This window comes from Lutimaribacter marinistellae (assembly GCF_042648365.1).
GTDB classification, from domain to species: domain Bacteria; phylum Pseudomonadota; class Alphaproteobacteria; order Rhodobacterales; family Rhodobacteraceae; genus Lutimaribacter_A; species Lutimaribacter_A marinistellae.
This window is the reverse complement of sequence record NZ_JBHRXI010000002.1, coordinates 49,533-73,937: the sequence shown is the minus strand read 5'-3', so window position 1 is coordinate 73,937 and position 24,405 is coordinate 49,533. Positions and strand designations below refer to the sequence as shown.

General features: G+C 59.7%; 20 protein-coding genes and 1 pseudogene. All 21 read right to left on the bottom strand.

The window, feature by feature from the left end; genetic code table 11:
- Positions 1–50: 50 nt before the first annotated feature.
- A pseudogene (locus tag ACFORG_RS03330) lies at positions 51–1,148 on the bottom strand (AMP-binding protein); the annotation flags it as partial.
- Positions 1,149–1,176: 28 nt separating this feature from the next.
- Positions 1,177–2,358 (bottom strand): thiolase family protein, encoded by a 1,182-nt coding sequence (locus tag ACFORG_RS03325; protein ID WP_386733974.1) that lies wholly within the window; start codon positions 2,356–2,358, stop codon positions 1,177–1,179.
- 75 nt (positions 2,359–2,433) lie between these two features.
- The gene (locus ACFORG_RS03320; protein WP_386733973.1) at positions 2,434–2,985 is read right to left on the bottom strand and encodes a MerR family transcriptional regulator; all 552 of its coding nucleotides are present in this window, start codon (positions 2,983–2,985) and stop codon (positions 2,434–2,436) included.
- Between the two features lie 51 nt (positions 2,986–3,036).
- Positions 3,037–4,203: an ABC transporter substrate-binding protein gene (locus ACFORG_RS03315; RefSeq protein ID WP_386733972.1), complete on the bottom strand. Its 1,167-nt coding sequence runs from the start codon at positions 4,201–4,203 to the stop codon at positions 3,037–3,039.
- A 39-nt stretch (positions 4,204–4,242) separates the two neighbouring features.
- Positions 4,243–6,102: an AMP-dependent synthetase/ligase gene (locus ACFORG_RS03310; protein WP_386733971.1), complete on the bottom strand. Its 1,860-nt coding sequence runs from the start codon at positions 6,100–6,102 to the stop codon at positions 4,243–4,245.
- Between the two features lie 7 nt (positions 6,103–6,109).
- A complete protein-coding gene (locus ACFORG_RS03305; protein WP_386733970.1) occupies positions 6,110–6,883 on the bottom strand; it encodes an ABC transporter ATP-binding protein in 774 nt (257 codons plus the stop codon).
- On the bottom strand, positions 6,876–7,643 hold the full coding sequence (locus tag ACFORG_RS03300) for an ABC transporter ATP-binding protein (RefSeq protein WP_386733969.1): 768 nt from the start codon (positions 7,641–7,643) through the stop codon (positions 6,876–6,878). Before ACFORG_RS03300 ends, ACFORG_RS03305 begins: the two co-directional genes overlap by 8 nt.
- Positions 7,640–8,716, bottom strand: coding sequence for a branched-chain amino acid ABC transporter permease (locus ACFORG_RS03295; protein ID WP_386733968.1), 1,077 nt, complete (start codon positions 8,714–8,716; stop codon positions 7,640–7,642). Before ACFORG_RS03295 ends, ACFORG_RS03300 begins: the two co-directional genes overlap by 4 nt.
- 3 nt (positions 8,717–8,719) lie before the next feature.
- Positions 8,720–9,589: a branched-chain amino acid ABC transporter permease gene (locus ACFORG_RS03290; RefSeq protein WP_386733967.1), complete on the bottom strand. Its 870-nt coding sequence runs from the start codon at positions 9,587–9,589 to the stop codon at positions 8,720–8,722.
- Positions 9,590–9,704: 115 nt separating this feature from the next.
- Positions 9,705–10,850 (bottom strand): acyl-CoA dehydrogenase family protein, encoded by a 1,146-nt coding sequence (locus ACFORG_RS03285; protein WP_386733966.1) that lies wholly within the window; start codon positions 10,848–10,850, stop codon positions 9,705–9,707.
- Positions 10,851–11,786, bottom strand: a complete 936-nt coding sequence (gene meaB, locus ACFORG_RS03280) for a methylmalonyl Co-A mutase-associated GTPase MeaB (RefSeq protein ID WP_386733965.1) — start codon at positions 11,784–11,786, stop codon at positions 10,851–10,853.
- Entirely contained in the window at positions 11,786–13,462 is a 1,677-nt protein-coding gene (locus ACFORG_RS03275; protein ID WP_386733964.1) for an acyl-CoA mutase large subunit family protein, read from the bottom strand. The genes meaB and ACFORG_RS03275 overlap by 1 nt, the downstream gene beginning before the upstream one ends.
- Positions 13,462–13,887: a cobalamin B12-binding domain-containing protein gene (locus ACFORG_RS03270; protein WP_386733963.1), complete on the bottom strand. Its 426-nt coding sequence runs from the start codon at positions 13,885–13,887 to the stop codon at positions 13,462–13,464. Before ACFORG_RS03270 ends, ACFORG_RS03275 begins: the two co-directional genes overlap by 1 nt.
- A complete protein-coding gene (locus ACFORG_RS03265; protein ID WP_386733962.1) occupies positions 13,887–14,477 on the bottom strand; it encodes a TetR/AcrR family transcriptional regulator in 591 nt (196 codons plus the stop codon). The genes ACFORG_RS03270 and ACFORG_RS03265 overlap by 1 nt, the downstream gene beginning before the upstream one ends.
- Before the next feature lie 558 nt (positions 14,478–15,035).
- A complete protein-coding gene (locus ACFORG_RS03260) occupies positions 15,036–16,565 on the bottom strand; it encodes a catalase (protein ID WP_386733961.1) in 1,530 nt (509 codons plus the stop codon).
- Positions 16,566–16,805: 240 nt separating this feature from the next.
- Complete coding sequence (locus ACFORG_RS03255; protein ID WP_386733960.1) at positions 16,806–17,870, bottom strand: SMP-30/gluconolactonase/LRE family protein; 1,065 nt, start codon at positions 17,868–17,870, stop codon at positions 16,806–16,808.
- 116 nt (positions 17,871–17,986) lie between these two features.
- A complete protein-coding gene (locus tag ACFORG_RS03250; protein ID WP_386733959.1) occupies positions 17,987–19,414 on the bottom strand; it encodes an aldehyde dehydrogenase family protein in 1,428 nt (475 codons plus the stop codon).
- A 17-nt stretch (positions 19,415–19,431) separates the two neighbouring features.
- Positions 19,432–21,033, bottom strand: a complete 1,602-nt coding sequence (locus tag ACFORG_RS03245) for a GMC family oxidoreductase (protein WP_386733958.1) — start codon at positions 21,031–21,033, stop codon at positions 19,432–19,434.
- Positions 21,034–21,297: 264 nt separating this feature from the next.
- Positions 21,298–22,656: a TRAP transporter large permease gene (locus ACFORG_RS03240; protein WP_386733957.1), complete on the bottom strand. Its 1,359-nt coding sequence runs from the start codon at positions 22,654–22,656 to the stop codon at positions 21,298–21,300.
- A 35-nt stretch (positions 22,657–22,691) separates the two neighbouring features.
- Positions 22,692–23,252: a TRAP transporter small permease subunit gene (locus ACFORG_RS03235; protein ID WP_386733956.1), complete on the bottom strand. Its 561-nt coding sequence runs from the start codon at positions 23,250–23,252 to the stop codon at positions 22,692–22,694.
- An 8-nt stretch (positions 23,253–23,260) separates the two neighbouring features.
- Entirely contained in the window at positions 23,261–24,304 is a 1,044-nt protein-coding gene (locus ACFORG_RS03230) for a TRAP transporter substrate-binding protein (RefSeq protein WP_386733955.1), read from the bottom strand.
- Positions 24,305–24,405 lie beyond the last annotated feature (101 nt).

Genomic DNA, 24,405 nt, shown 5'->3' with positions numbered 1-24,405 from the left:
AGATAGCCCGAGAACGCACCTTTCCTTGGCGTTTCGGCGGAATGACGGACCAGCAGCTCTCCGGTATCCCCGACCGGCACGTCACGGTCCTGTTCATCCACGACGCGCACCTCAAGACCCGGTTGAGGACGTCCCATCGCACGCGTGTTCACCCGTCTCGGCTCATGGCAGTTTGCCAGTACCCGGCACATTTCGGTCATTCCCCAGACCTCGATCAGCGGGAAACCGAACCGCGCCTCGAATGCCGCGTGCAATGACGGCTCGACGCCCGCACCGAAGCCCCAGCGGACCTTGTGATCGCGATCCTGTTCCTAGGGCGGATCGTTCATCAATACCGGAATGATCACGCCCAGATAATGCAGCCCCGTCGCGCCGGTTTCGCGAATTTCGCGCCACCAGACGGTCTTGCTGAAACGTTCGGGCACGATTTGGCACCCGCCGGTCAGGATCATGCCGAAAAACAAGAGTATGGCGGCATTGACGTGAAATAGCGGGAGAGGGCAGTAAACCCGTTCCCCTTCGGGGTCAAAGCTCAGATACCCGCCGCGCGACGCGTACCATGCCCCCATTTCCAGCTCATATTCGTGGCTGAGTATGCAGCCCTTGGGTTTGCCCGTCGTCCCCGAGGTATAGAGCAGGCTGGCTTCGCTTTGCGGGCTGACCTCCTCCTTGATCGGGGCGGCGCGCCCGGCCACAGGAAAGGTATCGTCCCCGTCCAAAAGATGCAGCGGGACGACACGACCGCTGCCAGCAATCCCCTCTGTCATCAGTTCCTTGTGATCGGGAAAGCAAATCGCCAGATCCGCGCCTGAATCCTGCAGGAGAAAGGCGATTTCGCTTGGCCGGTAATCAGGGTTGATCGGTACCCACGATATTCCCAGCGCACTGAAGGCAAGCTTGAACAGCAGCATCTCGGGCCGGTTTTCAAGCAAGACCGCAATTCGGTGCCCGTGCCCATATCCCGCCGATTGGAGCGCGTCTGCGATCCTGTCCACCGCCTCGGCTGCCTCGGCATAGGCAATCGTGCGCCCAGCGGGATCATAACGCCTTTGCGGATTGGGCGGAATGATCAGCAAGGGCCGGGATGCGTACAGTGCAGCAGTGTCCTGGAAGACCTTTCCGATTGTTGCAATCTCGTTGTCCAGCATTATTCCGCCCCCTGTTTTCATAGGGAAATCAAACCCGCTCGATCAGGACAGCCATGCCCTGACCGGCGCCGAGACACATCGAAATGATGGCGTAGCGCCCACCCGTATCATCAAGGTGATCGAATGCTGTCAGCGTCATACGCACACCGGTTGCGCCGGGCGGGTGGCCGATGGAAATTCCGCCGCCATACAGGTTGGTCCGGTCCCGTGGCACACCCAGCATCTTCTCGGCATGCAGGTTCACCACGGCAAAGGCTTCGTTGATTTCGAAATAGTCGATATCATCGACCTCCATCCCGCGGCGCTTGAGCAAGCGATCAATTGCGGGAACGGGCCCACACCCCATGATGCGCGGTGGGACGCCAACGATCTCCCAATCCACCAGACGCGCTCGGGGAGCGAGATTTTCAACCTTGGCACTTTCAGCGTCGCAAACCAAAAGAAAGGCCGCGCCGTCTGTCAGGCCGCTTGAGTTCCCGGCGGTCACCTGGCCGCCTTCGCGGAAGGCGGGCTTCAAGCCGGCCAGTTTTTCTGGGGTGACTGTCGGCCGGGGAAACTCATCCGTTTCGAACAAGCGGCTTCCACGTTTTTCCGGCACCTCGATTGGCGCGATCTGACGCGCGAGAAATCCCGACCGGATCGCGGCACCGGCGCGTTGCTGGCTTGTCAGCGCATAGTCATCCATCTCTTCACGGATGTAGCCGAAATCTTTGGTGAGGTTCTCGGCGGTCTCGCCCATAAGCGAGAGGTCGAACGGATCTCGATAGGCGTAGTCGATCATATCGATCACCGCACCCGCACCGCGTTTCATGCCCCACCGGCTGCCTGTCAGGATGTACGGCACCCGCGAGGCGTTCTCGTACCCGCCGGCCAACGCGATCTTGCTGTGCCCCGAGATGATCTGCTCGGCGGCCGAGACGATCGCCTGCGTACCGGACCCACAGGCGCGCGACACGTTCAAAGCGCGGCTGTCCTCCCGCATGCCAGTTCCCAATGCGATCACGCGCGAGGAAAAAAGCCCGCCCTGACCCACCGGGATCACGTTCCCGCAAACAAGGTGGTCAACCTTCGCGGCGTCGACGGCATTGACTTCGAGACAGGCCCTGGCCGCGTGGATCGACAGGTCTGTTCCCTCCAAGTCTTTCAAAGATTTACCAAAATCTCCGAACGGCGTGCGTTTTCCAGAGCAAAGAAATACCTCTTGGGTCATGATATGCCCAACTCCCAGTTTCGAATTTGGATTGACGGCGCCGCGACGGCGCCCGTTCACATGTGTTGGCGTGCCTTAACCATCGGCATCTCCCTTCGGGCTTTTCGAACCCTTGGGTTTCCGGCCCGTGCGCGCTCGGGCGGGCGCCTCGGCGGTGCGGTCCAGCTCTTCGAACTCTTCCTGCGTCACGCCATTCTCGCGCAGCCGTTCGACGGCAAAGGTCAGGATCTGATCCAGCCCCTTGATCCCTTCGTCCAGCGCCTCGCGCCGTTTCTGGAAGTCTTCCAGAAACCCGTAAGTATAGCGATACAGGGTCTTGATCGCCTCCACCTCGCTTGCACTTGCATCATAAGCCTCGAGGTATTTGCCGATCTGGTGCAGTGTCAGCCCGATCTGCTGGCTGGACCGCACGATGATCCTGATGCGGCCCCGGTCAGCGCGGGTGAACACGCGTTGACCACCAAATCGCGCAGGCTTGATCAGGCCCTTTTCCTCGTAGAAGCGTATCGTCTTTTCGCTGACGCCAACCTGCTCCGCGATCTCGGAAATCGTGAAGATTTCCGGCTCTGCCGAAGACCTTTGGCCTTCAAATTCCTGGCCGATTGTGCGTGGCTGTGAAGCAGACATTGGTTTCTCCGAGGTTCGGCAGCGCCCGATGGGTTTCGGGTGCTCCAAATTTTAATAAGGAAGTTCTTCCTGTATAACGACCCAAGCGCCATCTTGCACCTGTGACAGCACCAGAGAGTCCATTCCGCTGCGCTTGGTCTTGCTGTAGGACACGGTCGGCCCGCCAAAGATATCCTGATAGCCCGAGATACCTTCGATGGCCTCCATGACGCCCTCGGCTGTCAGGTCCTTGCCTGCCGCTTCCATCGCGGTGACGGTCAGGTCCGCAATGACATAGCCGATATAGGCCTGCGGGTTCGGTTCCTGCCCATAGGTTTCGACATACTTGTTGAACCAGGCATATGCCTCGGGGTTGCTATCAGCGGCATCCTTGAAATCGGGCAGAGCGAAAGGCGCGACCACGTAAAGGCCATTCATCCCTTCGGTTTGGGCCGTCAGCGGGATCAGGGGCACCATGTTGGCGAGGACGGGAATGTCCCAGCCGGCTTCACGTACCGCCGAATAAATCTGCATCGTGTCGCGCACGAACGTGCCAAGGACAAGGATTTCGCAGCCAGAATTCTTGAGGCTCGTCACCGCGCCGGTGAACTCGGTTTCCGAGGTTTTGTGGCTTCCGACGGAAGTTACCTCGAGCCCCATTTCATCGACCGCCTTGTTGAACCCATCCTCGACCTCCTTGCCGTAATCCGTGGCCTGGGTCTGAAGGCAGACGCGTTTCTTTCCGGTCTTTTCGACGAGATAGCGCATCCCGCCCACGGCCTGATCGCGATAGCTGGTCAGATATCCCATCGTCAGGGGGTGCGCAGGGTCGAACATCGAGATCGCCGCCGTCAACGGAAAGAGGTTCGGAACCCCGGCGTCCAACTGCTTGGGCATCGTGGCGTTGTTGTGTGGCGTACCGAGGTTGCCCACCATCAGAAACACCTTGTCACGGTTGAGTAGGCGGTTCGCGGCGCGAACGGCCAGTGGCACCTGGTACTGCATGTCTTCGACCAGGAAAGTGATCTTTCGACCATGAATGCCGCCCGCTTCGTTTGCCTCTTCGTAGCGCATGCGCTGCGCGTTGGTTGCGGGAACCCCCCAGACCGCGACCGGACCCGACAAATCCGAGTAGGAGCCGATCCGGATCTCGTCATCCGTGACCCCCCGCGGCTCGGCCAATACCGCGCTACCCAGGCTCAGCGCGAAGGCAGCCGTCAATAGTGTGTTCAATTTCATTTCTTCCTCCCGGAATGGAGCGGCTTACTGGCCGCGGGGTTAAGCGCTGTACATGTCGTTGATGAGTGCGCTGTACTTCTCGCTGACGAAGCTGCGTTTCAGCTTCATCGTCGGTGTGAGCTCTTCGTCCTCGGCGGTCAGCAACACGTCGATCAGCCGGAATTTCTTGAGCTGTTCGACGGGCGAGAAATTCCGGTTCACGGCTTCGATCTCGGCCCGGATCAGTTCGACCACTTCGGGACGCGCACAAAGCGAGCGGTAGTCCGTGAACGGGATCGCGTTGGTCTGCGCGTAGTGCTCGACATTTTCCTTGTCGATCATGATCAGCACCGTCAGGTATTTCCGCCTGTCGCCAATCACGACGCTGTCGGAGATGTACGGCGAAAACTTGAGCTCGTTTTCGATCTGGCTTGGCGTGATGTTCTTGCCGCCAGCGGTGATGATGATGTCCTTGATGCGGTCCGTAATGCTCAGGTTGCCGTCTTCGTCGAGATGGCCGACATCGCCCGTGTGAATCCACCCGTTCACGATCGTCTCGGCGGATTTCTCGGGCTGGTTGAGGTAGCCTTTGAACGCACCGTCGGTACGGATCAGGATTTCGCCGTTATCCGCCAGCCGCACTTCGGAACCGGGGACGGCGGGGCCCACGCTCCCGGGCTTGTATTGCCCCGCGCGGGTCAAGGTCGCCAATCCGCTGGTTTCGGTCTGGCCGTACGCTTCGGTGATCGAAAGACCCAAGCTCAGATACCATTTGAGCAGGCTTTCCGAGATGGGCGCTGCGCCCGACGCCAGGAATGTCGCACGGTCCAAACCGATCAGCTGCTTGATGTTGTGAAAGACCAGCCGGTCCACCGCGGCAAACGCCACCTTGTCCCAAAAAGACAGATCACGCCCGGCAATCAGTTTCTCGGCCCGACGCATGCCGACGCTCATCGCGGCCTGATAGGTCTTGCGACCGATCCATGTCGCCTCGCTCATCAACGTGTTGATCCGCGAGTAGGACTTTTCCCAGATCCGGGGCACACCGAAAATAACCGTCGGAGAAAGCTCTTGCAGGTTCTTGGGAACGGATTCCGGAGACTCGGCGAAATTGATGACCGCACCTGTCGCCTGGTGCATGCATAAGGAAAAAACCCGCTCCGCCACATGACACAATGGCAAGTAGGTGAGGAGTTCATCGTCTTGCGTGACTTTGAAATACTCCGGCGCCAACGTCATCTGATAGATCAGGGCGCGCTGCGGGATCATCGCACCCTTCGGCTTTCCGGTCGTCCCGGAAGTGTAGCACAGGATGGCCAGGTCTTCCGGGTCGGACCGTGCCGCGATCTCTTCGACCAGCGCCTCATTGGCGCCCCAAGCCAGCTTACCCTCTTCGTACAGGTGCTCGATCGGTTGGATCCGGTCGTCACGAAACGTGCGCAGCCCCTTGTCATCAAAGAAATAAACGGCCTCGACCTCCGGCACCTCGCTGCGCACGGTGATATACTTGTCAAGCTGCTCTTCGTTTTCGACGAACAGGAACCGCGTCCTGCTGTCGTTGAGCACATAGCCCAGCTGGTCCGGCTGGTAGGTCGGGTAGATGCCGTTGACGGTGCCGCCGGCCAGCATGATCCCCATGTCGGCCCAAACCCATTCCTTGCAGTCGTCCGACAGGATCGACACGACGTCGCCCTTTTGCAGGCCGAGCTTCAAAAGACCGTGTGCGATCCGCATGGCGCGGTCGTGAAAATCGTTCCATGAAAAGGTCTGCCACAGACCAAAGTCCTTTTCGCGCATGGCGATCCGGTCGCCGCGTTGTTTCACCTTTTCGAGGAACAGCTTCGGGATCGTGTCGCAGCCATCGATCTTGTGGATCACCGGCTCGAAGGGCTGGCTTTCTATGCGTGAAACCTGGTTCATTATGCCCTCACCTCCAAGTCTTCTGCTTTTTCCAGCGCCGGTTTTCACGTGCGCCTTCTTCCTTCTGGCCGAGGTAGAACTCTTGTATGTCCTTGCTTTCCATGAGCTCTTTCGAAGGGCCGTCCATCACGACGCCACCAACCTCCATCACGTAGGCGCGGTGGGACACTTGCAGCGCCACGTTGGCGTTCTGCTCGACCACGAGGATGGTGAGGCCTTCTTCCTCGTTCAGTTTCCGGATGATCGCGAAGATCTCCTCCACCAGTTTCGGTGACAGTCCGAGACTGGGTTCGTCGAGGATCATCAAACGCGGACGGGACATGTAACCGCGACCGATCGCCAGCATCTGTTGCTGGCCTCCCGAGAGATACCCGGCCATCTTGCTTTCGAAGGTTTTCAAGATCGGGAAATAGCCGTAGACCTCGTCGAGATCCCTTGCGACCTCGGAACGATCCCGGCGCTTGTACGCGCCCAGCATCAGGTTTTCCCTGACCGAAAGGAACGGAAAGACTTCGCGGCCTTCGGGCACATGCGCGACCCCAAGGGCCGCCACCCAGTCGGGGTCGCGCCCCTGGATTTCATTGCCATCCAGCAGGACCTTGCCCTTGCGGGTGTCAAGTGCGCCGGAGATGGATTTCATCAGCGTGGTTTTCCCCGCGCCGTTGGCGCCCAATACGGCCACCGTTTCGCCCGGCTCCACGGTCAGGCTGACACCGCGGATCGCCATGATAGGTCCGTAATAGGTTTCGAGGTTTTGCACCGCGAGCAACGGGTCAGTCATAGGTGCCTCCCAGGTAAGCAGATTGCACTTTCGGGTCGGCTTGCACTTCGGCCGGCGTCCCCAGTGCCAGCGTTGCCCCGTTGTTCAACGCGAGCACACGGTCTGCCATTCGATTGACCAGCGACATGTCGTGTTCGACCATCATCAGGGTGATCCCCAGATCATCGCGGATGTCCTCGAGCCAGAAGGCGAGATCGTCCGTTTCTTCGCTGTTGAGCCCCGAGGCAGGTTCGTCCAGCAGCAATAGCGACGGCTCGGAACACAGGGCCCGCGCGATTTCGACGTTCTTGCGCGCGCCATAGGGTAGGTCGCTGATGCGCTCGTCGCGGATATGCGACATGTCCAAAAGGTCGATGATCCCCTCGACCGCCAGCCTGTGTTCGCGTTCCTCGGCCCGCATCTTGCGAGAGAACAGCATTTCGCGGACCAAGTTGGGGCGCGTGTGGCGGTGGCGTCCGATCAGCAGGTTCTGCAAAACGGTTGCGTTTTCAAACAGTTCGATGTTCTGGAACGTCCGGGCGATCCCGAAATCGACTATCCGGTGCGGGTCGGCGGCAAGCAGGTCATGCGCACCGTATGCCACCTTACCCGTCGAGGGACGATAGATCCGGCTGAGCAGGTTGAAAATCGTCGATTTGCCTGCTCCGTTCGGTCCGATGACGGCAAAGATCTCGCCCGGCTCGACCATGAAGGACACGTCATCGACTGCCTTCACCCCGCCGAATTCAACCGACAGGTTTTCGACATGCAGCTGGTTCATCGCATCCGCTCCGTCTTGAGATAACTCTTCTGACGAACGAAGCTGGCGCGCTTGTAGTAGGGGAAGGTTTCGAGGAAGAGGCGGAACTTGTGCCAGCGGCCTGCCATCCCTTCGGGTTCGTAGATAAGCACCAGCACGATCACGATCCCGAAGAGCAGCGGCTCCAGCCCGGCCTGGTTCGCGATGCTGTCGGGTAGCATGCTGCGCAGGATGCTGATCCCGAAGGGCAGCGCGGTGATAAAGACCGCTCCCAGAATGGCGCCCAACAGCGTTCCGACACCGCCCACGACCACCATCAAAAGCAGCCGCAAAGATTCCGATATGCCGAACGTCTCGGGAGACAGGAAGTACAGGTGATGGGCCATCAGCACGCCTGCCAGCCCGGTGATTGCCGCGCTCAGGCCGAATGCCTTGATCTTGTACCACGCGATATCGACACCCAGGCCCCTGGCCGACAATTCGGAGTCGCGTATGGCCTGAAACGCGCGTCCGGTCGGCGCCCGAAGCAGGTTCGCCGCCGCGACCAGCACAATCAGGGTGAAGATGAGGTCCAGGTAATACTGGTGGATCGGTTCAGTCAGGTAGATCCCGAAGATCTTGATGTCAGGCACGGCAATTCCCGCATGCCCGCCGGTAACATGTTCCCATTCACCGATCAGAGTTTCGACCAGAACCGCAAAGACCAGCGTCGCGATCGCAAGGTAGAAGCCGTGCATCTTGGAAGCCGAGCGGCCAAGGATCAGCCCCGCGATGCCGGATAGAAGAACCGTAAGGACAACCGACGGCAGGAACGGCACACCAAGGGTCAGGAACACGGTATGCGCGTAGGCGCCTATCCCGAGGAAAGCCGAGTGGCCAAAGCTTACCTGCCCTGTAAACCCGACGAGGAGCATCAGGCCGATGCCTGCAACGACATACGCAAAAAGCAGGCCGATTTCGGTCAGGTAGAACGGATCAACCAATAGCGGCAGGACGACCACGGCGATAAGAGCGGCGAAAACCCTGATCTTTTCGCCACGCTTGGGCAGGTGATCAATGTCCTGATCGTAGCTGGTTTTGAACAAAACCTGCATGGCTTAAACCTTTTTCTGGAAGGTCTGTACGATCAGACCCTCGGGCTTGATGAAGAGAACGGCGAGCATCAGGATGTAAGCGGACACCCCCTTGATGGCGGGCAGGAAGTAGTCGGCAAACGGCTCCGCGACGCCGATCAGAAGGCATCCCAGAAGCGCACCGGGAATGGACCCGAAACCGCCGATCACCGCTCCTGCCAGCGCCTTGAGGCCAAGGGCACCGATCTGCGTATCGACCTGGGTAAAAGGGGCGTTGAAGATGCCTGCAAGCGCGGCGATGATCGCGCCGATGGCCCAGACGACCGAAACAAGCTTCTTCACCGGAATGGCCATGTAATATGCCGCCAACTGGTTCTGGCTGGCCGCCTGCATGGCAACGCCAACACGGCTGCGTGCAAAGAAGAAGTAGAGGCCCACGCACATGATTGCCGTGACCAGTATGATGGCCAACCGGTCCGCACGCACCGATACGCTTGCGATATCGAGACTACCGGAGAACGGCGTGTTCAGCGCCAAAAGATCCCAGCCCCAGATCATCCCGGCGATGGAACGGAAAATGAAACCGAACGCGACCGTCAGGATGAAAACGCTGGCCTGGCTTTGCCCGATGATGCGTCGCATCACGACCGCATCCAAGAGATACCCGACCACACCGACGGCGAGGGCCGCGCATACCAGTCCGATCCAGAAACCAAACAGGCTTGAAAAGGTCACGGCCGCGAATGCGCCCAACATCATGAATTCGCCATGCGCGAAATTCACCACTTCGGTTGCCTTGTATATTAGGACAAAGCCCAAGGCGATGAGCCCGTAGGCGCAGCCCTGGCTGAGACCTGTCAAAAGCAACGTCATGTTGTCTTGCAGTGAAAGCATTTCCTCCCCCTCTCTCCCGTATTTTGGCGAACACTCCTTTATAAAGGAGTTCAGGGCCAAAATTTTTTCCTATGCCACCCGCTCTGTCACGGCCGGGCGCTGTACCCGCCTTTCACTAAACCAGCGACCGCGAAATAAGCTCGAGCATGATTTCAGAGGTTCCTCCATAGATCCTCTGTACCCGGGCATTTGCGTAGAATTGGCTGATCGGATACTCGCTCATGTAGCCGTAGCCGCCGTGAAGTTGCAGACAGGCGTCGATCACCTCGCCCTGGGCCTCGGTTGCCCAGAGCTTGGCAATGGACGCCGACGCCGCGTCCAGTTCGCCGGCCAGATATTGCACCATGCACTTGTCGACATAGGCACGTGTCAGCTCGAGCTTCATCTTGCATCTCGCAAGAACAAAGCGCGTGTTCTGAAAATCCATGACGTGCCGGCCAAACGCCTTGCGGTCATTCACGTAGTCTATGGTCAGGTCGAGCGCGCCCTCGATTGCCCCCAAGGACCAGTAGGCAATCATCAGCCGTTCCCACGGCAACTCTTGCATCAGCTGACCAAACCCCCGGCCTTCCACGCCGCCCAGGATGTTTTCCTTTGGCACACGGACGCCATCGAACCGGAGTTCCGACGTGTCCTGCGCCTTCATCCCGATCTTGTCGAGGTTCCTCCCCCGGATGACCTGATCGGCCTGTTCGGGCTCCACGACCACAAGTGAAATGTCCCTGGCAGACCCGGTGTCCCCGGTTCGCGCCACGACGATCAGCATGTTCGACGTCTGACCGTTGCTGATGAATATCTTGGACCCGTCGATGACAAGGTCATCGCCATCTCGAACGGCGCGCGTCCGGATGCCCTTCAGGTCCGATCCGGCACCCGGTTCGCTCATAACGATGGAGGGAATGGCTTGACCGGATGCAAGTTGGGGAAGCCATTTCGCCTTCTGCTCTGGCGTGCCCTGCATGACGATGTAGTTCTTGACGATCGTATGCACGACAAAGCCCCACCCAAGAGCATTCACGCGCCCCTGTTCGGCACAGATCAGCGCATCGATGCCAGCGTCGATACCCAGGCCACCAAACGCCTCGGGGATGCCTCCGCCGAGAAGCCCGAGTGCACCGGCAGTGGTCCACACGGACTCGTCAACCTGCCCTGCCTTTTCCCACTCAGGTTCATTAGGAACGATTTCCTCGGCGAAGAACCGTTTTATCGTGTCTTCGATCAGCAGGTGATCTTCGGTTTGCCAGGAACTTTCGAACGGCATCTAGTCCTCCATTTCCGCAGAGAGTGCTGCGAGGGATTGCTTGATCATCCGGTCGAACTCTTCCTGCCCCAAGGCTGCGAGTTCCTTCTCCGGAATGCCCGCCGAAATCCTGCTGGCAAGAATCTGAACCGTCATAGCCAGCTTGTGCGCCTTGCGTTTCGCCAGCCGGTCGGACGTGCTCTCGCTGAGAAGCCGGTTGAGGGTATCCGCAAGCTGGGACACACCGGTTCCGTTCGAGGCCGACACCCGCAGGACCGGCACGTTACGGTGCTTTTCCGAGCGCAGTGCAAGCATGCTTTCCAGGTGTTTGGCCGTTTGATCGGCATCGTCCCGGTCCGCCTTGTTCACGACCAGCACATCGCCGATTTCCAGAATGCCCGCCTTGATCGCCTGCAAGTCGTCGCCCAAACCCGGCGCCGAGATCACGACACTCAGGTCCGCCACCTGCGCGATTTCCGTTTCCGATTGCCCGGCCCCGACAGTTTCGATCAGGATCAAGGGCCAGCCCGCCGCATCCATGACGTAAGCCATGTCGTGGGCCGCCACGCTCAGTCCGCCAAGATGTCCTCGGGCCGAAACGGAGCGAATGAAAACACCATCATCCAGCGTGTGCGCCCCCATTCGCGTGCGGTCTCCGAGAACCGCCCCGCCCGAGACGGGGCTGACGGGATCCACGGCAAGGACGGCGACGGGCAACCCTGCGCTGCGCCATTCATGGATCAGCGCATCGACCAACGTTGACTTGCCCGCGCCCGGAGGGCCCGTGAAGCCAATGATCCGCGCCTGACCACACCTGTTTTCCAGCTGTTTCAGAAGGGCCCTGCCATCTGCCTCCCCGACTTCGACCAGGGTCAGAGCGCGGCCCAGGGCCATCAGGTCGCCATCTGCAACCTTCTGCGCGAGCCGCTCGACATTAATTCTGCTCGACTCTGACATCAGGCCACCATCTGCGGATGGCCAAAGCCCAGTTCACCGCGCAGGCAGGCAATGATTTCGCCATGTGTCACACCATTCAGGGCACTGTCGACAACCTGCTCGTACACGTTTTCCGACCCGTTTGCCGCACGCGCCAGGCTGTCGAGTGCCTTGCGGACCACATCCTGATCGCGCGATGCCTTGAACTCCTTGAACGCGGCAACCTGCGCCTCCATCGCGGCCCGCTTGGGTCGGTAGGTTTCGACCTCCTGTGTCTCGTCCTCGGCCTGGTAGCAGTTCACACCAACGACTTTCTCGGCACCGGTTTCGATGCGGTTCTGATACTTGAAGGCCGACTTGCCGATCATGCGCTGAACGATTCCCTGATCCACGGCTGCGTACATGCCGCCCGCGTTTTCGATCACCTCCATGACCTCGAGGATCTTTTCCTCCATCTCGTTGGTCAGCGCCTCGACATAGTAGGAGCCGCCCAGCGGATCGATCACATCGCAAAGATGCGCCTCTTCGCGAAGGATGTTCTGCGTCGCCACGGCAATGCGGGCCGAGGCCTCGGTCGGACAGGCCAGCGCTTCGTCGAAACCGTCGGTGTGCATCGACTGCAAGCCGCCGAAGATCCCGGCAATCGCCTGTGCCGTGACGCGGGCGATGTTGTTGAGCGGTTGCTGTTGCGTGAGATCCACACCCGATGTCTGACCGTGGAACTTGAACCGCCAGGACCGCGGGTCCTTGGCTCCGAACCGCTCTTTGGTGATCCGTGCCCAGATCCTGCGCCCGGCGCGAAACTTGGCCACCTCTTCAAAGAAGCTGATCGAGATATCGAAGAAATAGGTAAAGCGCGGCAGGATATTGTCGGGGTCCATGCCCGCGTTGATGCAATCTTCGGCATATTGGATCGCGGTCGAGAGCGTCAGACCCATTGTTTCGGCTGGCGTCGCGCCCGCCTGCTGCATGTGTTGCCCGACCACCGAAACCGGGTTCCAGTTCGGCACGTTTTCCCGGCAGAACTTTACGTGGTCCACGAACACCCGCCGTGCCCCCGGCTGGCTGAGCCGATAGAACATGTGGTTGGCGACGTAGTGCGAAATGTAATCCGACTGGTTTGCCGTCCCGGTGATCTTGTCGAACGGAATGCCGCGCCGTTTCGCAACCCCGAGCAGAAACGCAAAGAGGGTAAACGGCGTGGGATCGTTCATCGCCGTCGAAATCTTGTCGATCTCGACCCCGTCAAGCGCCGCGTCCATGTGATCGACCGTGTTGATCACCGTGCCGCAAGTTCCCAGAAGCGGGATCGGGCTTTCATCGCAATCAATGCCCCGGAAGCCAGAGTTGCACGGCAGCAGGCTGATCGCGGATGCGCCCTGTGACAGCAGCATGCGAACGCGCTCATTGTAATCTTCGGGCGTCCCCAGCCCGATCAGCTGTCGCTGCGTCCAGGTCCGCCCGCGATGCATGGTGTTGTAGATACCGCGCGTGTAGGGCGGTTCGCCTGGCATCCCGAGATCTTGACCGTAGCGGTTTTCGGACCAGTCAAGCGGCGTATACAGCGGCCGGACCTCGATTCCGGACCGGTTGATGACCGTTCGGTCCTGCCCGATCTCGCGGTCATAGCGGGCACGCCAGTTGGCTTCCTGCGATTGCAGATCGGGCGCATCGGTGTTTGCAGGTTTTCCAGACATCAGACTGCCTCCGCTTCGTTGCGTTCTGCGCGCGCTTCCTTGGCAAGCGCACGCACTCGGCCCACGATTTCTTCGCTGGTCGCGCCGGGGTTGAAGATCGCGCTCACCCCAGCGGAAACCAGATCAGGCTGCTCGTTCTGAGGGATGATCCCGCCCACGATCACACGAACATGAGAAAGCCCGCTCTCTCGCAACGCACGAACCAAATCGGGGAGGATCAAATGGTCGGTTGCGAGAGAGCTCACGCCGACGACATCGACGTCTTCCTGCATGGCAAGCTTCACGACCGCGGCAATCTCTTGCCAGGGCGGCGTGTAGATCACCTCCATGCCCGCATCACGCAGATAGGCGGCGACAACCCGGCTGCCACGATCATGGCCGTCGAACCCGATTTTCGTCACCAGGATTCTTTCAGGGTATCCCATTAGCTAGATCCTTCTGAATTGCTTTGGGCCGGGCACCGGAAGTACCTCAGCAGTTCTTTGGCAATCTCGGATGGGCTGGACCCGCCCGGCTGGTACCAAACATGGACGTGGTTGACCGCGCCTATGAGGAACAGCCGCATCAGGCGGCGATCACAGCCAAGTGGGAGAGGCAGAGCCCCCACCAGGTCACGCAGGACCACTTCGTACTGGTCGCGCAGCCGGGTCAGTTCTGCCTCGACGGACGGAACATTGTCGGGAAGAATCCGAATGATCACGCTCGCATAAGCCGTTGGCTCCACGATCATTTCGATATGCGTTGCCAGCATCAGCTCCAGACGCTCCCAGGGATCGTCCGACGTTGCCAAAACTGACTGCACGCGTTCGGTCAGCTGGCGAACACCCTCTTGGTAAACCGCAACCAGGAGCGCCTCTTTGTTGGGGTAGTGGTAATAGATCGACCCGGGGAGCATTCCGCATTTCTTGGCAATGTCTCTCGTGGTGGTTGCCTGGTAGCCGAACGTGGAAAACAGCTCGGCAGCGCTGCTGAGCAGAACTTCCAGCCGGTTGTTCGAACGACTCGCGGTTTTCATGATCACTCCATTAACCAAGCAATCGCTTGCTTAAAGTGATTCCACCAATCTGTCAACAATTCCTTTATAGAGCAATCTTTGACGGCTGATCCTGCGGGTTGATACCCCGATCCGTTCGCTGGAATGGAGAAGACCCTACAGTCCGGATGCGTTGTGTCCGTGCGAATACTTCGAACGGGCATGCAGCGTTCGATCGCTCCGAACACGAAGAGGACCGCACCGGTCACAAGGAACAGTTCGATCAGGCGGCTTCAGCTGCCTCAAATGGCAATGCGAACAATTGTGCGCCCGAAAAGGCGCCTAAGTCGCTCTTTGTAGAAGGTCATGTTGATCGCCATGCGAAGCGCTTTCGGCAGCGAGGCTATTCAGCATTTCTCAAAAAGCACTACTTGCAATTTGTTACGTCAGCCGACTCAGCCCACCCAAAGGCAAGGTTTGCAGACCCGTTATCGCGGTGATCGAGGGTCCAAGAAACCAATTCAGGCTCGCTTTCGGATTGTTATCCGAAAGTGTCTTTTCGATCCGCGCGCCCCGAACGGCGGGGCGCGCGGCGATTGATCATTCGGCGGCTTCGCGCGGGATGCTCTCGGCCGAGGCGAGGCCCGGCGCGTCAGAAGCACCGCCCAGTTTCTCGCGTACCCCGGATTCTATCCGATCGCCGGTCTCCGTGTCGATTTTGCGCCAGTAGTCGAATGCGCGTTGCAGGATCTTCTCGCTGACCCCGTCGCACAGGTGCCCGACCACGTTCGACACCAACCGATCGCGGGCGGGTTCGTCCATCACGTCACGCACCAGCGCGCGCGCCTGGCTCCAGTCGTCGTCATCGGGGCGCTTGGTATAGGCCTGCCGCACCATGTCGCCATCGGCAAACCAGCGTCCCGCTTCACCTGCAGGGTCCGGCTGGGCCGCCGGGCCGCCATAGGAATTGGGCGCGTAGACCGGATCGACACTATTACCGATGCGACCCTTTCCGTCCTTGCTATAGCTGTGCACCGGCGCTTTGGGGCTGTTGACGGGAATTTCCTTGTAATTCACGCCAAGCCGCGCGCGATGCGCGTCGGCATAAGAAAACCCGCGCGCCATCAGCATCTTGTCGGGCGACAAACCCACACCCGGCACCATGTTGTTCGGCTCGAACGCAAGCTGTTCGATCTCGGTATGGAAATCGGTCGGATTGCGGTCGAGTGTCAGCTTTCCGACCTCGATCAGCGGGTAATCGGCATGGGGCCAGGTCTTGGTCAGGTCGAACGGGTTGATGCGATAGGTCTTGGCGTCCTCATATGGCATGACCTGCCATTTCAGCGTCCAACTGGGAAAATCCCCGTCAGCAATGGCGTTGAACAGGTCGCGACGATGATAGTCACTGTCCTGGCCGGCCATCTTGTCGGCCTCTTCCTGTGTGAAATGCGCGTTGCCATCGCCCAGATCAGTATGGAAGTGGAACTTGACCCAAAACCGTTCGCCCTCGGCATTGATGAGAGAGTAGGTATGGCTGGAATAACCGTTCATCTCGCGCCACGTCCGCGGAATTCCACGATCGCCCATCAGGTACGCCACCTGGTGCGCGCTTTCCGGCGAAAGCGTCCAGAAATCCCACTGCATGTCGTGATCGCGAAGCCCGTTATCGGCGCGGCGCTTCTGGCTGCGGATGAAATGCTGGAACTTCATCGGGTCGCGGATGAAAAAGATGGGCGTGTTGTTGCCCACCATGTCGAAATTGCCCTCTTCGGTGTACATCTTGACTGAAAATCCGCGCGGGTCGCGCCAGGTATCTGGGCTGCCGCGTTCGCCCGCCACAGTCGAAAACCGCATCGCCACGTCGCACGATGCGCCGGGCTGAAAGATCGCGGCCTTGGTATAGCGCGACACATCCTGCGTCGTCTCGAACCGGCCGAACGCACCAGAGCCCTTGGCGTGGGGTTGCCGCTCGGGGATACGCTCGCGATTGAAATTCGCCATCTGCTCAAGAAGATAGTGATCGTTCAGAACGATCGGACCATCTGGACCGACGGTCAGCGAATGCTCATCGCTTTCCACGCGGATGCCGGCATCGGTAGTGGTGGGCGGAACGGATTTGTTACTGGTCATAATGGGCCTCTTTCCAAGTCGCTGGTGAGGTAACGGCCCCGCCGGGCGCAGGTTCCGGACCTTCTGCGAGATCTGTTGCCCAGCCATGGCGTCGGCGCGGGCCATGCAATCCCAAGGCCCGCCACCTTGGCCGCGCATGACATCTGCGCCATGCGCGGCATCCAAAGATTTCGGCTTGTTTCCAGTCGCTCAAAACGTTCCTTGCGCAGCTATAGCGAAAGGCTGAACGAAAACCGGAGACTACCGCTCAAAGATCGCGATACGGTCCCCCCGGAAGGTGCCGACCCAGATTTCGTCACCGACTTCGATCCCGCCGGTGGCGGCGCCAAGCTGACCGTAAATGCCGCCCGCAACGACTTCCGTGATTTGTCCCGTGACAGGATCAAAGCGGTCGATGCGCAGCCCAAGTTCGGGGCAATTCACATTGTCCGAAACAAAACAGGCAAAGGCGTCGGCGACACTGGCGGTGATCCCACCCATCAGGATCGTTTTGCCATCGGCCGACCAGTTAAGGTTGTCGACCGGATAGCCGACATCGATCGTCTCGATGGCGGGCGTTTCATCCATATGGATATGCACCAGCTGCTGGCCCGACCATGCCGCGACATAGACATCCTTGCCGTCCGGTGTTGCAACGACCCCATTGGGGCCCGACAAGCCCTCGGTGCCGGGAATGACCTTCCAACCTTCATTGGCACTCCAGGTCGTCAGCCCGCCGACGGGCTCACCCTTCATCAGTTTCTCGAAACGGCCCTCGTCACGCGGATCCCACAGGCTGGTGACCACCATCCGTCCGTCGGGCAGAACCCATAGATCATCAGGCCACTGATCCTCGGGCGCGGGAATGCAACCGGTCCACGTCAGTTCGGGCGTATCGCCTTTCATCGCCACTTCGAAGATCTCGAGGCTTTCGCGCCCACCGTGATTTGTGGCAATCAAGCGTCCGCCATCACCATGCGGCTCGAAACTCAACCCGTGAGGCTCAAAGATCGACCAGTCCGGCGCACCGGGACAACTTGCATCGCCGTCTCCGCTACCGATTACGATCTCCGAAGGGTCGATGGCCCGGACAGATCCTGTCACGTCGAACAACCAGAAATGTCCCTGGTGACCATGACCGCTTAGGTCGCTGCCAATCACGGTGTTACCGCCGGGAAGCAGAACCAGATCCTCGACGTTGTTCACCCCGCATACGAACCGCGCACCATCTGCCGGTGCGCAGTCTTCGGCCGCCATCGCGCCGCCAGCCCATAGCGACACCAACAGTGCGCCTCCTGCTGCCTTCACCCTGAATTGTCCGGTCATCGCTTTTCCTCCTGTGACGATGAAATCCTTTGCGTTGGCCGAGCGGATTCGCCCCGTTCCGGATAGCCCGGATCGGGAAAATGAAATTCCGACAGCCGTGGATCAGGTGCTCGCGATCACAGCTTGATCGTGACGCATTTCAACTGCGTGTAATGGTGCAGGGCCTCGATGCCCTTTTCATGGCCGTACCCGCTCTGCTTGAAGCCGCCCAAGGGTGTTTCGACCCCGCCGGCCGAGTACTCGTTGACATAGATCTGCCCCGCCTCGACGGCGGCTGCCACACGATGCGCCCGGCCAAGGTTCTGGGTCCAGATTCCGGCGGCCAAACCATAGTCGGTGTCGTTGGCGATACGGATGGCATCTGCTTCGTCTTCGAACGGAATGACCGTCAGGACCGGCCCGAAAATCTCCTCGCGTGCAATTCTCATATCGTTGGTCACGTCGGTGTAGACCGTCAGCGGCAAAAACCAGCCCTCGCCCCATTCCTCGCGCCGCTCTGCGGCGCCACCCAATACAGCCTTGGCACCCTCGTCGCGCGCAATGTCAAAAAACTCCTGCACGCGCTCGTACTGCGCCTTTGTCGTAATTGAACCGACAAGCGCATTATCACCCGGCCCAACCTCGACCTTTTTCAGCTGTTCGACCAAGGCATTCACGAAGCGGTCCGCAATCGACTTCTGAACCAGAAGCCGCGTCCCTGCCAGGCAGATCTGGCCGGCATTTACCACGAAAGCCTTGACCGCACCGCCAACGGCCTCTTCGAAATCGGCGTCATCGAAAACAATGTTCGGTGACTTGCCGCCCAGCTCCAACGTAAGCGGGATGATCCGGTGCGCCGCGACCTTGCCAATCTCGCGCGCGGCGCGGATAGAACCGGTAAAGGCCATCTTGCGGATACCGGGGTGTTCGGTGATCGCCGCCCCTACCGTGGCCCCTTCGCCCAAAACGATGTTGAGAACGCCGGGAGCAAGTCCGCATTCCGCTGCCACCTGCGCCAGCAGAACCGTCGTCCCCGAGGTGAATTCCGACGGCTTCGAAACCACGGTATTGCCAGCAGCCAAGGCCGGCGCGATGCCGCGTGCGGCCTGGTTGACGGGCGCGTTCCACGGGGTGATGACCCCAACCACACCGAACGGCTCACGTCGCGTGTAAGAGTGATAGCCCGCCCCCAGACCGATCGTTTCACCCTGGTAGAGGTTCACCAACCCGCCATAGAACTCGAAATACTGCGCGGCGATCTCGATCTCGAACTTCGCCTGCCACAACGGCTTGCCGCCTTCGGCTCTCTCGATGGCCGCGAAATCGTCCAATCGGGCACGGATGGCTGCGGCAATCGCCGTCAGAATGCGGCCCCGCTCGATCGGGCGACAGTCGCGCCAGGCGGGCAAGGCACGCTCGGCGGCCTTGACGGCGGCATCGACATCCGCTGCCGTTCCGCTGGCGACCTGTGCGCCCGCCTGACCTGTGCAGGGGGTATTGGCTGAAAAATAGGTCTCGGCTTCAACCGTCTTTCCATCGATGAAATGGTTCCAGGTTTTTGTCATCACTTACCCCTTCGCGGTCAGTTCTTTGCATCCTGGCGGATCATGTCAGCGGCCTTTTCGGCCACCATGATCGTCGGAGCGTTGGTGTTGCCGGACACGATGGTCGGCATGATCGAGGCATCGACGACCCGCAGCCCGTCAATGCCGCGTACGCGCAGCCTTTCATCGACAACGCTCATCTCGTCGCTGCCCATCTTGCAGGTACCAACGGGGTGGTACATCGACTGTCCGTTGGCCCGGATGAACGCGTCTATGTCCTCGTCTTCCCGGCACTCCGCACCGGGCACACGCTCGTTGAGGAAAACGTCCTGCATGGGTGCCGCGTTGAAGATGTCGCGTATCTTTCGCACACCGGCGATCATCGCTGCCTGGTCGCGCGGGTCGGAATAGTAGTTGGCAAAGATGCGCGGCGCCTGTTTCGGGTCCGGCGAACCGATCAGAACCTCGCCCCGCGAGTTCGGCCTCAGGAAACAGACCGATCCCGTAACGGCCGGAACGGGGTCGGCAGCCCATTCCATCTTGCCTTGCGGAACGATCGTGCTGAACGGACGGAACGCAATCTGCAGATCAGGGTGTTCAGCCCCTTCCAGCCCCTTGACGAATGCATAGACCTGCGATGCGGCGAGTGTCAGAACACCCTTGCCCGTCGCCAGGTATTTCATCCCGTGCCAGTAAGCCCGCGGCGCTCGGATCTCCTTGTTCAGGGATCCCGACGGTACCGTGTTGGCAAGGTAATGCACATACATATGGTCCTGCAGGTTCCGCCCGACGCCGGGCAGATCACGGCGCACCGTGACACCCTGTTGTTGCAGCACCTCGCCCGGGCCAATTCCAGACAGTTGCAACAATTGCGGCGACGCAATTGTACCTGCGCTCATGATGACTTCGACGGCGGCTTTGGCGGTCTTGACCGAGCCGTTCTGCCAATACCGCAGCCCGGTGCAGCGGTCACCTTCGAACAAGAGCTCCTGCGCATATGCGCCGGTCTCGATCTGCAGATTGGGCCGCTTCTGGGTAGGTCGCAGGAAGGCCTTTGCCGTCGACTGGCGCGACCCCTTTTCCATGGTGAACTGGATGAAACCGGCACCTTCTTGCTGCGCCCCGTTGAAATCCGAGGTACGCGGAACGCCCGTCGCAACCGCCGCATCAAGAAACTTGTGACTGCTTGGATGGATGTAGCCTGGGCTGGACACGCCAAGCTCGCCGTCCTTTCCATGCCAGTCATCCGCAATGTCGTTGTTGCGCTCCGACTTCAGGAAATAGGGCAGGACGTCATCATACCCCCAACCGGAATTTCCCGATTGCCGCCAACGGTCGTAATCCATGGCATGACCGCGAATGTATGCCAGACCGTTGATCGCGCTGCTGCCACCAAGGGTCTTGCCTTTCGGCCAATAGATCCGGCGGCCGTTCAGCTCGGGCTCCGGCTCTGTCATGTAGCGCCAGTTCACCTTGGGATCGCCGAACAGGTACACGACACCTGCCGGGATATTGATCCAGGGGTTCGTGTCTTTCGGTCCGGCCTCAAGCAAAAGAACCCGCTTGGCCGGATCTTCGGACAATCTGGCCGCAAGGACGCAACCGGCCGAACCGGCACCTATGATGATATAGTCGTACATGTCGTTCCCGAGTGATTGGGTCAGTCTGTGGTGGTGCGAGTCATGGTGCGATTCCGACTGGACCCGTTGTGCGGGGCCTCCCGGATCTGTCCTCGTATCCTCCTCGCAGCCCGGAAGTTCCGCCGGACTGTTTTCCTCCGATACCGGTGATTTGACCTTCTTCCGAGCGGCCAATCAACGTGTATCGCAAATGTAGAAGTCGAAATTGCATATGTGATCTGTTGCTCTGTTCCTTGCGCGACCAACGCTGTCGAAGCGGCCCCATCACTGATAGACGATCGATGGAAGCCAGAGCGCGAGTTCGGGAAAGGCAAAGACCAGCGCCAGCCCGACCAGTTGCAACAGCACGAAGGGCACCACGCCCTTGTAGACGTCGATCATCGACACCGAGGGCGGCGAAGCGGATTTCACGAAGAACAGTGCAAATCCCACCGGCGGCGTCAGGAACGAGGTTTGCATACAAACGGCCACGAGGATCGCGAACCACACAAGATCGAACCCAAGCGCGGCAACGGAAGACGCGACAAGGGGCAGCACGATCATGGCGATCTCGATCCAGTCCAGGACGAAACCCAGCAGAAAGACGATGCCCAGAATGGCCAGAACGGTCCCCTCGGGCCCAAAAGGCAGCGAAAGGATCGTCTGGTCGATCACTTCGTCGCCACCCAGACCACGCAGAACGACAGCGAATGTCGTGGCACCAACCAGAGCGCCCAAGATAAAGGCCGTCGTCTTTGCTGTGCTGTAGCAGACATCCCGAAGCGTCTCGAAATCCAACCGCCTCTTGATCCAGGCAAGAAGCGTTGCACCTGCGGCGCCGACGCCCGCGGCCTCGGTCGGCGACGCGATCCCGAAAAAGATCGAGCCCAGAACCGAGAATATCAGCAGGACGGGCGGCATGAGCGCTTTGAGAATTCGCAGCACTGCCGCAATCCTGTCCCGCCCACTGGCCGGCGCACCCCCACGCGGGGCATGCGACGGGAAGATGAAGGCAAAGGCGATTACGAAAACGAAGTACAGCGCCGCAAGCACGAGGCCCGGCAAAAGCGCCGCCATGAACAGATCACCCACCGACAAGGCCAGCTGATCGGCCATCACGATCAACATGATCGAAGGCGGAATCAGAATGCCCAGGGTTCCCGAGGCGGCCACCACGCCTGTCGCAAGGCTTTTTGAGTACCGCGCTTCAAGCATCGACGGCAGCGCAAGCGATGCAAGAAGCACAACCGAGGCACCGATGATTCCGGTGCTGGCCGCCAGCACCACACCGATCGCGGTCACCGAAATGGCCAGCCCGCCCGGAAGGCGCACCAGCGCCTCTTGCATGGCATCCAGAAGCTCGCGCGCGATGTCAGAGCGATCGAGCATGAGGCCCATGAAAATGAAAAGAGGCAGCGGGATCAGGCTGTAGCTGCTGACGGTCGAAAAGATCCGCCGCACGGCAAGCTTGAGAAAACTCAGATCGGCATCCAGCCAGATGTCGAAATAGGTGTTCGCGATCTCGCCTGCGAAGGCGAACAGGACCGCGACGCCCCCAAGTACGAAAACCATCGGGTACCCGCTGAACAGGCACAGGATGAATGTCGCGAACATCACGAGGACAAAGACCGTGTTGATGTCCATCGAAAACCTCCAGAAAGGTGCGGGTGGGACGGCGTTCAGACGCCGCGGGAGCCGCGTGCAGACAGGGTTGCCACACTGCGCAGCAACGCGGCGATGCCCTGCACGAACAGCAGAACGAAACTGACGAACATCAGGAACTTGATTGCATAGCGCGCGGGCAGGCCGCCGGGTTCGGGCGACACCTCGTTCAACTCCCACGACTCGAGGAAATAGAACCAACTGTTATAGGCAATCAGACCTGCAAACGGCAGCAGGAAGATCAAGGTGAACACAAGCTCGACCCCGGCCTTGCCGCGCTTACTGAAACGTTCGTAAAGAATATCGACTCGAACATGCGCATCTTCGGCATAGGCATAGGCAAATCCGAGAAAGAATGCCGCGGCCATCAGGTGCCACTGGATCTCTTCCATCGTGATCGAACCCCTGTTGAACCCATATCGCAGGGTCACGTTCGCCAGCACGACAACCGTGAGAATGGCATAAAGCCATGAGGCCGAGCGTCCGATGAAGACGTTGAAGCGGTCAATCTGATCCGCAACCAGCACGAACCGCGATACGCGGTCCGTGCCGATGCCGTCTTGATTGGCATGTTGCATGATTGGCCTCAGTCGACGCTGGACTTCGACGTCCAGACCCGCAGGCTTTCGACATAATCCGCGACCGAGCGGTACGCGTTGGCATAGCTTTCGTCGGCAGCGATTTCTTCTTCGATCAACTGGTTGAAGGTCTCACGAAACTTGGCAAGGTCTTCCTTGCTCCACTCGTGAACCTGCACGCCTTCCTGCTCGTAGAAGGCCATCGCCTCGGCCTGCTCACCAAGGCCGCGGGCATAGGTCCAGGTCACGTTCGCCTGACAGGCGACCTCGATCATCGCGCGTTGACGATCCGACGCACCGTCCCAGACGTCCTTGTTCACCATCAGGAACTCGCTCTGATACGGCGAATGCCAGCCGGGGACGTAGAAATGCTTGGCGATCTTGTAGAGGCCAAGATTGCGATCGACCGAGGGAAGGCTGAACTCGGTGGCATCGAGAACCCCGCGCTCCATGTTCGGAAAGATTTCGCCCGCAGGCACCATGCTGATCGAGGCGCCCATCTTTTGCAGTACACGACCACCGGTTCCCGACCAGCGGATTTTCTTGCCGACGAGATCGTCGGACGAACCCAGGGCCTCGCGGAACCAACCGCCGCCTTCGCTGGGAATGAGGCCGCACAGAACGGCATGTACCCCGTGCTCCTCGAAGATCTCGTTTGCAAGTTCCGAACCTTCGCCCTCGTACATCCAGGTCATGTACTCTTCGGGGCGGGGTCCGAACGGGATGGCGGCAAAGACGGTCAGGGCAGGCAACTGACCCGCAAAGTAACCCGGCCAGCCGATCACCGCATCGATCGTGCCGTCGCGAACCGCCCCGAAGGTATCCACCGTGGGCGCAAGTTTGTTGGCCTCGTAAAACCGTATCTTGATGTCATCGCCCGCGATGCTCTCGATCGTCTTGACGAGGTTTTCGGACGCCTCGCCAATCACCGACAGAGACGGGTTGAAATGCGTCTGAAGTTTCAGCTTCAGCGTCTCGGCAAGACCGAGTTGCGGGGTTGTTGCCAGTGCGGCGGCCAGGATCAGGCCGGAGCGGCGGAGCTTGTCAAACATGGGGTCCTCCCTTGAACCAATCGATGGGCGGGCGCTTCGGGCATACACACACCTGCACCGGACGCCTCGCCGAGGCGCCTTGCCTTCTTCACATTCGGAAG